This window comes from Rickettsia endosymbiont of Polydrusus tereticollis, assembly GCF_964026385.1.
In the GTDB taxonomy this organism is placed as follows: domain Bacteria; phylum Pseudomonadota; class Alphaproteobacteria; order Rickettsiales; family Rickettsiaceae; genus Rickettsia.
This window is the reverse complement of the sequence record NZ_OZ032142.1, coordinates 1,312,213-1,328,347: the sequence shown is the minus strand read 5'-3', so window position 1 is coordinate 1,328,347 and position 16,135 is coordinate 1,312,213. Positions and strand designations below refer to the sequence as shown.

Here is a 16,135-nt window from a genome sequence, read left to right as displayed (position 1 = left end):
AAGTACAAATACAATAAAATATTTTATGTTTCAATTTAAATTTTATTAAAAAATCCATTTAGTCCTTTATTCAACTTTAAATTGTATTATAATGCTATATTTTTAAATTCATATGGCTTATAATGCTAAATCTACCTAAGTATTTTATTCCAATTTTGGTCTTTATTATTTTAAGCACTAATAAAGTTAATGCTTCGGCTTGGCTGTTAGAGGAGGGCAGGTATCGGTATAGTATAAATGTCAGTAATGTTGATAAAGCTTCAAAAAAAGAGAAAAAACAACGAGAGGTTTTTGCACGAGAGATAAAGGAAGAGATTGAGCAATTAGAGATGTATGCAGGGCAATTAAAAGCTAATTCGCCTGATTATAAAAAAATATTAAAACGCATAAAAAAATTACGGCAAGCAGCTCGACAATTACCGCCATATCAAGAGGAATGGTTTACTAGCGGAGCTATTGAATACGGCATTACAGACAATCAAAATTTCGGTGTTCATTTTTTATTTAAAAAAGAGAAATTTAACGGCAAAAAAACCTTTAATGAGGAAGCTAGCTTATTTTATAAGCTTAAATTATTCCAAGAAAATGATTTTGTTTTATCGCTGCAGCCTAAAATATTCGTTAGTAAAAATAAAGGTCGTGCAGAAGAATTTTTTGCTGAAATCTCATTATTAGCCGGTATGTCGGAAAAAATTTATTCTGCTAGTGTGTTTAATCAAAATACCGTAAGCATAGGTCATTACCTTAATTATTTCGGCTATAAAAAAAGATATTATAATGTTTCTACTACTGAAGGAGTTAAATTTAAAAATGGTTTTATGTTGGTAAGTTTTACCAAATACCATAATCGTCAGGATTACGGTTATATTTATGAAAAAACTGTCTATGAACAACTTTCAGTTGCAAAAATAATAAAATTTGATAATGTAGGGAAAAATTTTTTAACAACCCAACTTGGTTATTTTTGGGATCAGAGTCTATCAAATAAAAAATATAAAATATCGGGTATAACATTTTCAATATGGTTAGATGTATAGATGAAGAGATTATTTTACAAATCATTAAAGATAAAGGATTATTAGATGAGCTTCAAATTACTAACTTAAAATTGATTCAAGCAAAGACAAAAGAGACTTTTATTAAAATTATCATTCAGCAGGAGTTATTGATAATGAATTAATGATAGATATCTTATGTGAAAGTTTGTCATTCCGTGGCTTGACCACGGAATCCAGTCTTTTTATCCAGGCTTTTCTGGACTCTGTGGTTAAACCACGGGGTGATGCTTCCAACTCTTTACTTATAAAAAATATGAACGGCAAAATTCATGATTATTTTCGTTTTAAAGAATATATAATGAAGGGATATTTTATTTATGAAGATCATCAAAATAACAAAGTAATTGCAATAAACGACCTTAGAATGTTGTTTTTATTAGCAAACACTAAGAACTCTATACGCTTAATTAAAAAATCGGATTTTTATAAAGCTCTTGAAAATAACTTTGCTTATCTAAATATCATTAAGTCCAAATATTTCTTGGAATTTACTAGTGAGGCGGTCATCGCTAAAAATATTAACTATGGTCATAAAGTAATAATTTTCTTTGCTGTTTTTTTAATAATACTTATATATTTTCCTGTGCTATTTCATATCACCAATAATGCCGGTTATTTTTTACAAAATTTTTTGAAAATATTATTATTTTCTCGTGCTCTCTTGCCTTATAAGATTACTTTATTTAATCAAAAATCCAAGGAGTTTCCGATCTATACTATTCTGATACCTTTATATAAAGAAACCGGCAAATTAAAATCGATAATCAAAAATATCTCTCTTCTAAATTATCCTAAAAATAAATTAGACGTTAAAATTATTATCGAAGCCGATGATTATTTAATGATCAAAGAAATCGGCATATATGATTTACCTTCATATATTCACGTCTTGCAAGTGCCGGTTTCTTTACCGAGAACCAAACCGAAAGCCTTAAATTATGCTATAGAATATTCGCAAGGGGAATATTTAGTCGTATATGATGCGGAAGATATGCCCGATCCCGATCAGTTAATTACGGCATTAAAAGCCTTTGAAGCTTTGCCGTCTGAATATGCTTGCTTGCAAGCTAAACTTAACTTTTACAATAAAGACGAGAATTTACTGACCAAAATGTTTAACATCGAATATAGCTTATGGTTTGAATATATTTTAAAGGGGTTGAGTTTACTAAATTTACCGGTGACGCTCGGCGGTACTAGTAACCATTTCAAAACAAATATACTATATGAAATGGGCGGCTGGGACGCCTATAATGTTACGGAAGACGCCGAACTTGGGATAAGGCTTTATTCAAAAGGCTATAAAGTATATATGATTGATTCGTATACTTTAGAGGAATCGCCCATTAGTATCGGAAATTGGTTAAATCAAAGGTCACGTTGGATTAAAGGCTTTCTGCAAACTTCTTTTGTTTTTAAAGCATGCAAAGATAAATATAAAAAATTTAATTTATGGCAAATAATAACTATTTATATTTTTATCGGCTTATCTCCTTACTGTTTTTGGTGCTTACCTTTTGTAATATTTACCATTATCATAAACAAAAATCCTATAATTAATTATTTATGGCTGATTAACGGATTTTTTGCCTACTCATATTTATATATTAGTGCTTGTTATATATTAAAAACTTATCGCAACAAGGCAAAATTACATTTCCTTGATATTATTGCCTTAATTCTCTGGCCTAGTTATTTTATATTACATACGCTAGCGTCCTATAAAGCAATCTGGGAAATTATTTTTCAGCCGTTTAAATGGAATAAAACTAAACATGCCGTTAGTAGGCAAAATTTTGATTAAATAATTTAAAATTTTTTAGTGCTTACCTCTTGAACTAGTAAAAATAACCTATTATATAGAAGATACATTTAAAATATTTATAATTTGGAGGTTAGAAATGTCTTTTAAACCGTTATATGACAGAATTGCCATAAAACCGATTCAACAAGAAGAAAAAACTGCCGGTGGAATTATTATTCCGGATACTGCAAAAGAAAAACCGATGCAAGGAGAAGTAGTTGCGGTAGGTAAAGGTAGCAGAGGAGAAAAGGGTGAGCTTCATCCTTTAGAGCTTAAAGTGGGTGATAAAGTTCTGTACGGTAAATGGGCCGGTACTGAAGTTAAAATAGACGGGAAGGATTTGATCATCATGAAAGAAAGCGACGTTATGGGTGTTATCAATTAATGAGCTAGGAAATCCTTGTCATCCCGTGATTTGATCAGCGTTGTTGTATGGCTCGATTAACACTGCATCATTGCGAGGAGGCATTGTTGCGTGGATCGAATTTTTGATGTCATTCCCGCGAAAGCGGGAATCCAGAAAAAACACTTAAAATAAGCAAAATTATATAAATAATTTGCTATATAATCTGCTTAAATATTTTCTGGATTCCTGCTTTCGCAGGAATGACACAGAAAATCTGAACCATACAACAACGCAGGTACAAGCCACGGCATGACACCATACTTGTAATAACTAATAATAATTTATTTTAAGGAGAATTTAATATGGAAGCAAAAATAATTAAGCACGGTTCAAAAGCACGTGAACAATTGTTAGAAGGTATTGATATCTTAGCCGATGCGGTAAAAGTAACCTTAGGTCCGAAAGGCAGAAACGTACTTATTGAGCAATCATTCGGAGCACCGAAAATTACTAAAGACGGCGTTACGGTGGCAAAATCAATCGAAATAAAAGATAAAATTAGAAATGCCGGAGCTCGTTTAGTTAGGTCTGTTGCTACTAAAACGGCAGAAACAGCCGGTGACGGTACTACTACCGCAACCGTGTTAGCACGTGCTTTAGCTCGTGAAGGCAATAAACTCGTTGCAGCGGGCTATAATCCGATGGATTTAAAACGCGGTATGGATTTAGCAGTTAATGCTGTAGTAGAAGAAATTAAAAAATCTAGTAAAAAAATCAGTAGTCAGGAAGAAATTGCTCAAGTAGGTACTATTTCATCAAACGGCGATAAAGAAATCGGCGAAAAAATTGCTAAAGCAATGGAAGAAGTCGGCAAAGAAGGAGTAATTACCGTTGAAGAAGCTAAAAACTTTAGCTTTGACGTGGAAGTAGTTAAAGGCATGATGTTTGATAGAGGTTATTTATCACCGTATTTTGTAACTAATTCCGAGAAGATGATTGCCGAACTTGAAAATCCTTACATTTTGTTATTTGAAAAAAAATTATCAAATTTACAAGCAATGTTACCGATACTTGAGGCTGTACATCAGTCAACTCGCCCTTTACTTATTATTGCCGAAGATATCGAAGGTGAGGCTCTTGCAACTCTAGTTGTTAATAAATTACGTGGCGGTTTGAAAGTTGCAGCAGTAAAAGCTCCGGGTTTTGGTGATAGAAGAAAAGCTATGATGGAAGATATCGCCGTTTTAACCAAAGGTGAACTAATAACCGACGATCTTGGCATGAAACTTGAGAATGTAAATATTAAAAGCTTAGGTCAAGCTAAGAAAGTTACTATTTCCAAAGAAAGTACCGTTATCGTCGACGGGGCAGGTAGTAAAGAGGCTATAGAAACAAAAGCTTCGCAAATTCGTAAACAAATTAGCGAATCTACTTCCGATTACGATAAAGAAAAACTACAAGAGCGTTTAGCTAAGCTTTCCGGCGGTGTTGCCGTCTTAAAAGTCGGGGGTGCTACCGAAGTGGAAGTAAAAGAGCGTAAAGACCGTGTTGAGGATGCACTTCATGCGACTAGAGCAGCGGTAGAAGAAGGCGTTGTTGCCGGTGGCGGCGTTACTCTGCTACATGCAGTCGGAGTTTTAGAGTCATTAAAAGGAGCTAACCATGACCAGCAAGCCGGTATAGAGTTAGTAGCGAAAGCTTTGCAAGATCCGGTAAGACAAATTGCGGAAAATGCCGGTGAGAATGGCGGCGTCGTAGTCGGTAAACTTCTAGAAAGCAAGGACAAAAATTTTGGCTTTAATGCTCAAGATATGACTTATGTTGACATGATTAAAGCAGGAATTATTGATCCGGCGAAAGTAGTTCGTACAGCACTGCAAGATGCGGCTTCCGTTGCTTCATTAATTATTACCACCGAAACGTTAATTGTTGATGAGCCTTCCGAGAAAGAAGATTCAGCACCGCGTGGCGGTGGAATGGGCGGCATGGGTGGTATGGACGGTATGGGTTTTTAACCTAAATTGAGGCTACTCCGAAATGCGTTTTTAGCAAGTTCCTTCGAGTCCTCCTTGCATGGATCGTTAAACGTCATCGCAAGGAGGTACGTGGTCTGGAGCAGCAATTCAGGCTATCTCGGGAATGGGCATTGTTGCATGGCTCTAAAAAAGCACCGTATGTCATTCCCGCAAAGGTGGGCTGTGTTGTATGGATCAAATCTTTGATGTCATTCCCGCGAAGGCGGGAATCCAGAGAATATTTAAGCGAATTAATATAGTAAATTTTTATATAATTTTACTTATTTTAAGTGTTTTTTCTAGATTCCCGTTTTCACGGGAATGACATAGAGCATGCTGTAATCTATACACGCAACAATACATTCTCATATGTCACAGATCACTTACCCTTAGCTGCTACCCAATTGTCAAAATCTTCTTTGCTAACTACTTTGATGGCAATCGGCATAAAGCCGTGATTAATGCCGCAAAGTTCGGAGCATTGACCGTAATATACACCTTTTTTAGCAATTCTTGTCCATGTTTCGTTAATTCTTCCGGGGACGGCATCTATTTTAAAACCGAGTGACGGCACGGCAAAACTATGTATTACGTCGCCGGAGGTAACCAGGAATCTTACGGTGGCATTTTCCGGTATCACTATTGGGTTATCAACGTCCAACAGTCTTTTCTGGTCGGCTTTTAAATTCTCGTCGGTAATCATATAGCTATCAAATTCTACATTATTGTGATCGGGATATATATAATGCCAATACCATTGATAGCCGACGACTTTAATAGTTATATCGGCATTGGGAATTTTTTCGGCGATACGTAAAATTCTAAAAGACGGCACGGCAATAATAACCAAAATTATTATCGGGATTATAGTCCAGATTATTTCAATCAAAATATTATGAGAGAATTTAGCCGGCACCGGATTAGCTTTAGCGTTAAATTTAATACATACGTAAGCGAGCAAAGCGACGACAAAAAACACGATACCGCCGGATATGAAAAGTAAAAAATTATGAAACCAATTTAATTCTTCCATAATGGGACTTGCCGGAGGCTGAAATAACATTTGCCAAGGTTGCGGCTCCGAGCCTAAACAATTAGTGCTAATTATCAATAAACTAAGGAGGATAATAATATTTTTCATAATTTGTAGCTGAATATGTCTTTAAGGTTTATGTTTAATGTAGTCAATATAAAACGATATTGAGTTTTATTAAAGCAAAAAACAGATTAATTTTTATAAAAAATTATACAAATTTTTGTTGTAATTTGTTTTTCTATGCTTCATATTAAGCTTACTAGTAAAAAATTGATCCAATATACTGAGCAATTTTAATGAGAGACACAATACTATCTTATAATTTTAATTCCGTACTAATAAATCCTGATATTAGTTTTCGATTAAAAAAAATCCTTAACTATTTTTCATTATTATTATTTATTATTTTAGTTGTTTTTATTTCATCTAATGTTAATAAATATGTTAACGATACCTTATCGATAACATTAGTACAACCGGAGTCTGAAGATTTTCAAGAAAATATTTTTGCAGAGACTGTAACGGTTAAGAAAGGCGATACCTTAAAAACTATTCTCTTAGGTCAAAATATTCCCAAAATAGACATAGAAAAAATTGTCAAGTTAGTAAAAGACGGCAAGCTAGAAGCTTCGCTTAAAATAGGTCAACAAATTACTTTTGAATATGAAACAAAAATTATTGAAAATGAAGATGAGGAACTAGCTACCGAGTTACGTTTTTTTAATAAATTAATTATTGCGGTCGATAAATTAAAAACTATCGAGGTTATTAAAAGCGATGATAATTTTCTTGTACAAGATGTAATTATTCCTTTAAATAAAGAGCTTGCTAAATCCGAGATAGTTATTAATTCAAATTTTATGGCAGCTCTTAAAGCCCTAGGTTTATCAAATAATAGTATAATAGAGCTGATAAATGCTTATGCTTATCAAATCGATTTTCAGCGTCAGATAAAAAACGGCGATACCGCAACGGTAATAACGGAAAAATACGTAACGGAAGACGGGAAGTTTTCTCATCACGGTAAAATTTTATATGTCTCGTTAAATTTGTCGAGCAAAGAATATAATATTTATCGTTATTCACCTGATAACACGCAGAATAATCATAGTTTTTTTTCTGAGGACGGTAAAAGCGTCAAAAGAAGTTTACTTAAGACTCCACTAAAACTTGTTAAAATTTCTTCTCATTACGGGAATAGAAAACATCCGACACTTGGCTATACAAAAATGCATAAAGGAGTTGATTTTGCCGCTCCGACCGGTACTCCTATATATTCTGCCGGTAACGGTGTAATAACGGAAATAGGTTGGAAATCCGGTTATGGGAAATTTATACAGATAAAACATAGCGGCACATTATCCACGGCTTATGCTCATGCTTCTAGCTTTACTAAGAATCTTAAAATAGGTAGCATAGTAAAACAAGGACAAGTAATTGCCTTAGTCGGTAGTACGGGCAGAGCTACGGGACCGCATTTACATTATGAAGTTAAAATTAACGGCAAAAATGTTAATCCGATGTCGGTTAAAACTACGCCGGGTATAGAGCTAAACGGCAAAAAACTAGCAAGCTTTAATCAGTTTAAAAAAGAAATCAAAACGTTGAGCGTTAAGCTTGATAAGGGATTAAAGACTGACAGCAGGACGGAAGTATCTTTGTGAGTTGTCATACCGTGGCAGTACGAATGTTGTAATAATGTCATTCCTGCGAAAGCAGGAATCCAGAAAAATTAAACTAAATACTAACGATAATTTATAATTATATAGAAAAAAGCCTTACAAGTTAAGGCTTTTTAGCCTGGATTCCTGCTTTCGCAGGAATGACATCGAAAAGGTTTGCTAAAAACTCGTTCCTTAAACTACTATGTCTGCACTATGCCCACACCTACCTACAATAAAATATAAATATGCCGTTATTTCAGAAATTAAAAAAATTATATCTAACTTTTGCTCGCAGTAGTCGTATAATAATAACTTTAGTAAGTATTGACCAATTAACAAAATGGTGGTTCATTGATAATTTAAGGTGGAGACCCGGGTTAACGTTAAAGCTCACTTCTTTTTTAGATATGGTTTATAGCTGGAATTATGGAATTAGTTTTGGGTTACTACGAAATTATTACCAATATAGTAACAGTTTTTTTATAGTAACTAATTCGGTTATCGTCTGTTATTTATATTATATGATGATCTGCTCTACTACCATAGCCGCTTTTGCCGGCTATAGTTTTGTAATTGGCGGTGCTATCGGGAATTTAATTGATAGATTCGTTCGTGGTGCAGTATTTGATTTTATCCATTTTCATTATTACGATTATAGCTTTCCTATCTTCAATTTGGCGGATAGTTTTATTTCGCTCGGGGTGTTTGTCTTAATAAGAGATTTTTATAATAGTAAAAAAATTGTTGAAGAAAAAGCTAAGGCTGACTATGATAAAGCACAAATTGAAGCTATGGCGGAAAAAATCCGTCAAGCGGACTATAAAGATACTAATTTATAATATTAATTTAAGGGTAATTAAGTGCGTATAATTTTTTTATTATTTACAATTTTGATAATTACGTCTGCATGTAATAAAAAGTTTAAAGAAACTGTTGGAATATCAACGTCGGGACCGAATGAGTATCAAGTTCAGCGTAGCAAAATGCTAGAAGTCCCGCCGCATTACGATTTACCGCTTCCGGCTGTTCAGCAAATATCCGGTAATACAAGTATGAAAGCATCGGGAGAATTTAATGACGGTGAGAAAGCTTTGATGCAAGAAATAGAGTGATTGTTTGGGCGGTTATTTTCAGATTTTATGTCATTCCCGCGAAGGCGGGAATCCAGGCTAAAAAGCCTTAGCTTGTAAGGCTTTTTTCTGTATAATTGTAAGTTATCTTTACATTTCTAGTTTAATTTTTCTGGATTCCCGCTTTCGCGGGAATGACATCGGAGAGGTTTGCTAAAAACTCGTTTCTTAAACTGACGCATATGCGTCATTGCAACAACGCCCCGTTTGAACTAGCATGACATAAATAGTAATACAACATAATCATAATGGTTACCTCATCGCAAAAGCAAAATATCGGTATTTTCGGTCTCGGTAAAACCGGTCTATCAGTTTATGAAGTATTGAAAGAAGAAGCACAAATAATCGTTTATGACGATTCTAAAGATAATAGGGATATATTTGCCGGTTTATATGGAGAAGAATATCTAACTAATTTAGCAAGCTCTAAATGGCAAAGCTGCGATAAAATCATACTAAGCCCGGGTATTCCGCTCGATCATGAAATAGTCCGATTAGCAAGCCGTTATAACATACCTATTATTTCAGATATAGATTTATTATTTGAAAATTCTAAAAATTCCAATTTCATTGCCGTTACCGGTACGAACGGTAAAAGTACTAGCACTGCCTTAATCAGTCATATTTTAAATTTAAACGGTTTTGATTACCCGGCTGTCGGCAATATAGGGCTTCCTGCTTTAAAAGCCGGAACGGCTAGAGCAGGTTACGTACTTGAATTATCTTCTTTTCAATTAGATTTAATAAAAATTTTTAAAGCCAATATAGCAATACTTCTTAATATTACGCCTGATCATTTAGATAGGCATAAAAATATGGATTCGTATATTGCTGCCAAATGTAAGATTTTTGACCGCATGGCTAAAGGTGATTATGCAATAATTAATATCGATAATGATTATTGTCGAGAAATATTTTTAAGTTTGAAACAAGAGAAAAATATAAATGTAATTGCTTTTTCAGTTTCTGAAATTCTTAATAAGGGGATATCAATTGTCAAAGACAAAATTTATGATAAATTCTTTGCCGATGTGAGTTTTACTTTGCCGTTTAATAAGAATCTTCAAGGACTGCATAATTACGAAAATATCGCAGCAAGCTATGCTGCGGCAAGAGCTATGAGCCTCGAGCCTTCGCAAATACTCGCATCCATAAAACAATTCCAAGGTTTACCGCATCGGATGCAGTATATCGGTAGTGTGGGGCGGGTCGGTTTTTATAATGATAGTAAAGCAACCAATGCCGAAGCCGCCTCTAAATCGATTAAAGCACTTGATAATATTTACTGGTTAGCGGGCGGAATAGCTAAAGAAGGGGGGATTGAAGAAATAAAACCTTTATTTGATAAAATTAAAAAAGCCTATCTATTTGGACAAGCTAAGGAAATCTTTGCAAGAACGCTTAAAGGTAAAGTAGATTTTGAAATATGCGAGAATTTAGAACAAGCTTTTAATAATGCTTATGAAGATGCTAGTAAAGATAAGGAAGGGGTTAAAAATATATTACTTGCTCCTAGCTGTAGCTCTTACGATCAGTTTAAAGATTTCGAACAGCGTGGGGAGTTGTTTATTAAATTGTGTCAAGAGAAGATAGGTTAAAGTGTCGCAAAATAACCAAATATCTAATAATTTTATTAAATCATGGTGGCGTAGTACCGATCAGCAAATCATCATTTCGTTAATGATTTTATTTGCTTTTAGTCTAATGTTAGTTACTACATCAGGTTCGGCAGTGGCGAACAGAATCGGCTTAGAAGAAAATTATTTTTCTTCACGACAAATATTTTATTTAAGTGCAGCTTCAGGACTTATAATATTATTTTCGTGTTTTAATAAAAAATGGCTTAAACGATTTGCCATATTGGGTTTTATTTTTAGTATAATATTACTAATTTTAGTTAAATTTTTTGGCTATGAAGTAAAAGGGGCTACTCGCTGGATTAGTATTGGAGGCTTATCGATTCAACCGTCGGAATTTATAAAACCGTTCTTTGCGGTGGTTATAGGCTGGATATTATCGTTAAAATTTGAAAAAGATTTTCCTAGCTTTTTTGTCGGTATTATACTCTATTTTATCGTGGCGTTATTATTAATTATTCAGCCAGATTTTGGCATGTTAGTCATGATTACGGCAGTTTTCGGTATTCAGCTTTTTATCGCCGGTATGCCGATATTCTGGATTATACTAACTAGCTTTATAGGGTTGATAGGGGTAAGTGTTGCCTATTTTTGGCTGCCGCACGTGACGCAAAGAATCAATTCTTTTTTAGACCCCGATAGTAGTGAAAATTATCAGGTTAGTAAATCTCTTAGAGCCTTTGAGCATGGCGGTTTATACGGTCGTGGACCGGGAGAAGGTGCAGTAAAACAGGTGTTACCGGATTCACATACGGATTTTATTTTTGCGGTTGCAGGAGAAGAATTTGGGGCAATTATTTGTTTAATCGTCATCGGGATATTTGCTTTTATAGTGCTTAGAAGCTTTGTTAAAGTGATGAATGAAAAAAATAAATTCATCCAATTTGCTGCAAGCGGGATAATTGCCCAGCTAGGTCTACAATCAATTATTAATATCGGCGTAACACTGCATTTATTGCCGACAAAAGGCATGACGCTGCCGTTTATCAGCTATGGCGGGTCTTCAACACTTGCTATAGCGATTGCAACCGGTATGCTGCTTGGTTTTACCAAATATAAAACTCCTCTGACCTCGTATAAGATTCGTAATATTGAAATATGAAAAAAATAATTTTAGTAGCAGGCGGCACAGGCGGACATTTTTTTGCCGCCACAGCTATTGGCGAAGAATTAATAAGCAGAGGCTACGAAGTGCATCTTATTACTGATTTTAGATGTCAGAAATACATAACTCCCGATTTAAAATTGACGTTTCACGTAATAGATTTAAAAAGATACTCAAAATCCTCCTTGCAAAAAATTAAATTTTTCGTAGCTTTATTGGGAAGCGTGCTTAAATCCGTTAAACTATTACATAGCCTTAAACCAAGCGTGGTAGTTGGATTTGGGGGATACCCTGTTGTTTCCTCGTTATTTGCGGCAATGTGGCTAAGAATACCGATTATAATCCATGAGCAAAATTCTTACTTCGGAAAAGTTAATAAGTTTTTTGCAAAATTCGCTGCAAAAATTGCTTTAGCTTATGAGAAAACAAAGAATTTACCTGATATCCTAAAAAATAAAATAGTAATTACCGGCGGAGTAGTTAGAGCGAGTATTAGAGATATACTGCTCGTAAAGGAAGAGTTAGCAGTGTCATCCCGTGGCTTGACCACGGGATCCAGAGAATATTTGATACAAAAACTGGATTCCGTGGTCAAGCCACGGAATGACAAGTTATTCAATAGTAACACTTTTAGAATATTTATTTTCGGAGGAAGTCAAGGAGCTAAATTATTTTCCGAATTATTACCTGCAAGTATAAAGCTTTTAATGCAAAAACATTCGGAATTAAAATTGCATGTAATTCAGCAAGCTACTCGTGAGGATCAAGAAAAAATTAAAAAAATATATTCAAAATTAAATATCTCTTATGAGCTAGCAGAGTTTTTTGACGATATTGCTCACCGATACCAAAATACGGATTTAGTAATTTCACGAGCCGGAGCGTCTACGATAGAAGAGTTAACCTATATAGGCTTACCTGCTATTTTTATCCCGTTACCGACAGCTACTGAAAATCATCAATTTCATAATGCTAAATTACTAGAAGATGCAGGAGCGGGGTGGTGTATGGAGCAGTCAGATATTTCTGAGGAAAAATTAGCCGACAAAATATTATTGTTAATAAAAAACCGCAACATGCTTGAGCAGGCTACAAAAAATTTACTAAAAAGAAAAAAAGCAGGGCATAAATTTTTGAGTGATTTGATAGAAGAGGCGGTAAATTAGTATGTGATGCCATTCTTGTGCAGGCGGGGTATTGTTGCATGGATCGAATTTTTAATGTCATTCCCGCGAAGGCGGGAATCCAGAGAATATTTAAGCGAATTATATAGTAAATTTTTGTATAATTTTGCCTATTTTAAGTGTTTTTTCTGGATTCCCGCCTTCGCGGGAATGACATATAGCACTTTTTTAGAACCATGCAGCAACAGAGGTACAAGTCACAGCATGACACTGTACACTTTGCAAAAATTTGATCCATGCAGTAACGCCAACGCCAGGCGGGGATGAAAAATTACTATAAATCAAATACATAGCTTATGACATTTTTACATTCCAATATAGATGTTATCATTTTTACCGGTTTTTTAGTCGTTAATATAATAATAGGCTTCCTTAATATTAAAGGAATAAAAAATATTCGGGAATATGCTATAGGAAAAAGAAATTTTTCCACCGGTACTATAGTTGCAACGCTTATTGCTACTTGGATCGGTACTAGTAGTTTTTTAGTAGATAGTTCAAGAGTCTATACGGAAGGATTATTTTACCTAATACCGAGTATAGTCGGCAGCGTTGTTAGCTGGCTGTTGATTAGTTACTTTTTAGCTCCTCGCCTGGAAAGATTTTTAGGGGCATTGTCGATAGCGGAAATAATGGGTAATATCTACGGCAATAAGGTTCGAGCCGTTACGTCCGTAGCCAGTATATTAACGGCTATCGGCAAAGTTGCTATGCAATTTCACGTAGCTAGTTTGATATTAGAATTATTTTTTAATATTTCAAATTTTTATGTAGATTTACTCATGGCTGCCGTAATAATAAGTTATTCGGCTTTTGGCGGCATAAGATCAGTGACTTTTACCGATGCCGTACAGTTTTTTACTTATAGTGCCGTTATACCGGTGATAGGGGTAATTGCTTGGAATATTTTTAGCGATCCGAATATTACGGTTAACTCGGCGGTGCAAAGCCATATAATTAACTTCCACGAGTTATTTAGTTATAAAAATCCTAAATTTTGGATGTCGTTAAGTATTTTTGTATATTTTTCTATTCCGTCCCTCGGTCCGTCAATTTTTCAGCGGATTTTAATGGCAAAAGATATGAAGCAAATATCGAGCTCTTTCTTTATTGCGGTTATGATATGTTTTTGCTTATCGGCACTGTTTATTTGGATTGCTATGTTATTATTGTCCCAAGCACCCAATATTGAACCGAATATATTATTTTTGCAAATTATTAAAAGCTATACGGGCTTTAAGGGGTTAATAGTCGGCGGAGTTATGGCGATGATAATATCAAGTACTAATTCCTATATTAATGTTGCTACCGTGACTTTTTCAAACGATTTAGCTAAAAAATTTCCGCTAGCTTTTTCTTATATAGCGGCAATTATTATCGGTATATTAGGTTTTATTTTATCGCTTTATACGAAAAATTTAGTAAATTTATTTTTGATAGTAACCGGCTTTTATTCACCGTTAATTACTATGCCGTTAATTTTGTTAATATTCGGTTTCCGCTCTACTGCTAAATCCTTTTTTATCGGCATGGTTGCAGCAATAATAACTATTTTATTATGGTATTTATTTTCTTTAAGAGAATTTACCGGCATATATGCAATATTACCGGCAACGCTTGCAAATGTAATATTTTTTGTCGGTAGTCATTATATTTTGAAGCAGCCTGGAGGATTTAATTCTTTCGAGTTGCCTTTAGCATTAAAAATATTAAGGTTGGAGCGAAAACGTCAATTAATAAAATTATATAGTTTAATAAGAACATTTAATATTGTTAAATTTTGGCGAAATACGCTGCCTAAACAAGAAATTACTTATAGCTATGTCGGTATATTTATTGTTGCGTCTATTTTTTCCTCTTTATATACTACTCCGGCCGGTAAAATAAAAAATCATTTAGAGATATATAATTTTATTTATCACTGCGTGCTTGCCGTTTCAACGATTCTTATAACTTATCCGTTATGGCCGGTAAGATTTAAAAAAGAAAATATTATAGCATTTTTCTGGTTTATCGGCATATTTGTTATCTTAATATTTTTTGCCGGTTTACTTGTTATCACTAGTAATTTCCATAAATTAGAAGTGATGATTTTTATGATTAATTTAATAATAGTCGCTACCCTATTTAAATGGCATATTACTTTAATTATGACTATAAGCGGTGTCTTTGCCGGAGTTGAATTTTATAAATATTTTATGAAAGAAAAGTTGTTAATTGATGAGTATAACCTGCAAGCAGAGATAATATATTTGCTGACGTTATTTAGTAGTCTGTTAATAATTTTTTTAAAACCGAAACAGGAGCAGCATCAATTAATTGAGTCACAAAATACTCATTTAGAAAAACAGGTAAGTTATAGAGAAGAAGAATTAGAAAAATTATTAGATTTAAAACATGAATTTTTACGTAATATAAACCATGAAATCCATACACCTTTAACCGGCATTATTAGTTTAGGGGAAACTTTATGGGAAAAATATGACAAATTCGACGATGAACAGCGACGCAAGGCGGTAGAAATAATTGCTAAAAGTTCCACTAGGCTAAATAGCTTAATGAATAACATCTTAGATTTTTCTAAATTATCGACGCTTAGCTATCGTTTGCATAAGAAAAATTTAAATTTAAGCGAGCTTTTATATGAGAGAATTAAAGTTTGTCGTAAATTATATTTAAATAACAAAGAGCTAAGTTTTGCTTTTGAGATTGATGATAATATTATATTTAAGGGTGACCTTCATTATATCAAGCATACATTTGATAATTTAATTATTAATGCAATTACTTATAGTAATGAGGGCATTATAAAAATTACCTTAGAAAAAACAGAATTTGGTATTTTATTTAGCATAAAGGATAGCGGAATAGGAGTCCCTAAAGAAGAGTTAAAAAGTATATTCGGGGTGTTCGTCGTCAGCTCAAAGACTCGCAGTGCAGCAGGAGGAAGAGGGGTAGGGCTGGCGTTATGTAAGAAAGTAATAGAATTACATGGCGGTAAAATCTGGGCAGAAAATGATAGCAAAGGTAAAACTCGTTTTATTTTTACTTTACCGTTTTAGCTGTTAGGTGTCATTTCCGCATAGCCCGGATATTGCATGAGATATAGGAGACAAAATCCTCGTAAAGCTGTATAATACTGGTATTTCATTAGAA

13 protein-coding genes are annotated in these 16,135 nt (G+C 34.0%); 12 read left to right on the top strand and 1 reads right to left on the bottom strand.

All coding sequences use genetic code 11. The annotated features are described in order from the left end of the window. Positions 1-155: 155 nt before the first annotated feature. The 5 genes from AAGD48_RS06395 (at position 156) to groL (ending at position 5,223) form a co-directional block, all read left to right on the top strand. On the top strand, positions 156-1,037 hold the full coding sequence (locus AAGD48_RS06395; protein WP_341789444.1) for a hypothetical protein: 882 nt from the start codon (positions 156-158) through the stop codon (positions 1,035-1,037). Next, positions 1,022-1,180, top strand: coding sequence for a hypothetical protein (locus AAGD48_RS06390; RefSeq protein WP_341790813.1), 159 nt, complete (start codon positions 1,022-1,024; stop codon positions 1,178-1,180). Before AAGD48_RS06395 ends, AAGD48_RS06390 begins: the two co-directional genes overlap by 16 nt. 131 nt (positions 1,181-1,311) lie before the next feature. Further along, positions 1,312-2,862: a glycosyltransferase family 2 protein gene (locus AAGD48_RS06375; RefSeq protein WP_341790758.1), complete on the top strand. Its 1,551-nt coding sequence runs from the start codon at positions 1,312-1,314 to the stop codon at positions 2,860-2,862. Between the two features lie 97 nt (positions 2,863-2,959). Then, the gene (locus AAGD48_RS06370; RefSeq protein WP_341789443.1) at positions 2,960-3,247 is read left to right on the top strand and encodes a co-chaperone GroES; all 288 of its coding nucleotides are present in this window, start codon (positions 2,960-2,962) and stop codon (positions 3,245-3,247) included. Between the two features lie 323 nt (positions 3,248-3,570). After that, positions 3,571-5,223 (top strand): chaperonin GroEL, encoded by a 1,653-nt coding sequence (gene groL, locus AAGD48_RS06365; protein WP_341789442.1) that lies wholly within the window; start codon positions 3,571-3,573, stop codon positions 5,221-5,223. A gap of 379 nt (positions 5,224-5,602) precedes the next feature. Here the strand turns inward: groL and coxB are convergent, their stop codons facing one another. Continuing rightward, complete coding sequence (gene coxB, locus AAGD48_RS06360) at positions 5,603-6,364, bottom strand: cytochrome c oxidase subunit II (RefSeq protein WP_341789441.1); 762 nt, start codon at positions 6,362-6,364, stop codon at positions 5,603-5,605. 191 nt (positions 6,365-6,555) lie between these two features. Here coxB and AAGD48_RS06355 point away from each other — a divergent pair, with 191 nt between their 5' ends. The 7 genes from AAGD48_RS06355 (at position 6,556) to AAGD48_RS06325 (ending at position 16,041) form a co-directional block, all read left to right on the top strand. Continuing rightward, positions 6,556-7,923, top strand: a complete 1,368-nt coding sequence (locus AAGD48_RS06355; protein ID WP_341789440.1) for a M23 family metallopeptidase — start codon at positions 6,556-6,558, stop codon at positions 7,921-7,923. A 245-nt stretch (positions 7,924-8,168) separates the two neighbouring features. Next, positions 8,169-8,762 (top strand): signal peptidase II, encoded by a 594-nt coding sequence (gene lspA / locus AAGD48_RS06350; RefSeq protein ID WP_341789439.1) that lies wholly within the window; start codon positions 8,169-8,171, stop codon positions 8,760-8,762. Between the two features lie 21 nt (positions 8,763-8,783). Next, complete coding sequence (locus AAGD48_RS06345) at positions 8,784-9,035, top strand: DUF3035 domain-containing protein (RefSeq protein ID WP_341789438.1); 252 nt, start codon at positions 8,784-8,786, stop codon at positions 9,033-9,035. Between the two features lie 266 nt (positions 9,036-9,301). Then, entirely contained in the window at positions 9,302-10,651 is a 1,350-nt protein-coding gene (gene murD, locus AAGD48_RS06340; protein WP_341789437.1) for a UDP-N-acetylmuramoyl-L-alanine--D-glutamate ligase, read from the top strand. 1 nt (position 10,652) lies between these two features. Then, positions 10,653-11,792: a putative lipid II flippase FtsW gene (ftsW, locus tag AAGD48_RS06335; RefSeq protein WP_341789436.1), complete on the top strand. Its 1,140-nt coding sequence runs from the start codon at positions 10,653-10,655 to the stop codon at positions 11,790-11,792. Then, positions 11,789-12,961, top strand: coding sequence for an undecaprenyldiphospho-muramoylpentapeptide beta-N-acetylglucosaminyltransferase (gene murG / locus AAGD48_RS06330; protein ID WP_341789435.1), 1,173 nt, complete (start codon positions 11,789-11,791; stop codon positions 12,959-12,961). The genes ftsW and murG overlap by 4 nt, the downstream gene beginning before the upstream one ends. Before the next feature lie 314 nt (positions 12,962-13,275). Further along, positions 13,276-16,041: a sodium:solute symporter family transporter gene (locus AAGD48_RS06325; protein WP_341789434.1), complete on the top strand. Its 2,766-nt coding sequence runs from the start codon at positions 13,276-13,278 to the stop codon at positions 16,039-16,041. Positions 16,042-16,135 lie beyond the last annotated feature (94 nt).

Coding starts and splice junctions, on each gene's coding strand:
- AAGD48_RS06390 (WP_341790813.1), top strand. CDS start 1,022: ATGGTTAGATGTATAGATGAAGAGATTATTTTACAAATCATTAAAGAT.
- AAGD48_RS06375 (WP_341790758.1), top strand. CDS start 1,312: ATGAACGGCAAAATTCATGATTATTTTCGTTTTAAAGAATATATAATG.
- AAGD48_RS06370 (WP_341789443.1), top strand. CDS start 2,960: ATGTCTTTTAAACCGTTATATGACAGAATTGCCATAAAACCGATTCAA.
- groL (WP_341789442.1), top strand. CDS start 3,571: ATGGAAGCAAAAATAATTAAGCACGGTTCAAAAGCACGTGAACAATTG.
- coxB (WP_341789441.1), bottom strand. CDS start 6,364: ATGAAAAATATTATTATCCTCCTTAGTTTATTGATAATTAGCACTAAT.
- AAGD48_RS06355 (WP_341789440.1), top strand. CDS start 6,556: ATGAGAGACACAATACTATCTTATAATTTTAATTCCGTACTAATAAAT.
- lspA (WP_341789439.1), top strand. CDS start 8,169: ATGCCGTTATTTCAGAAATTAAAAAAATTATATCTAACTTTTGCTCGC.
- murD (WP_341789437.1), top strand. CDS start 9,302: ATGGTTACCTCATCGCAAAAGCAAAATATCGGTATTTTCGGTCTCGGT.
- murG (WP_341789435.1), top strand. CDS start 11,789: ATGAAAAAAATAATTTTAGTAGCAGGCGGCACAGGCGGACATTTTTTT.
- AAGD48_RS06325 (WP_341789434.1), top strand. CDS start 13,276: ATGACATTTTTACATTCCAATATAGATGTTATCATTTTTACCGGTTTT.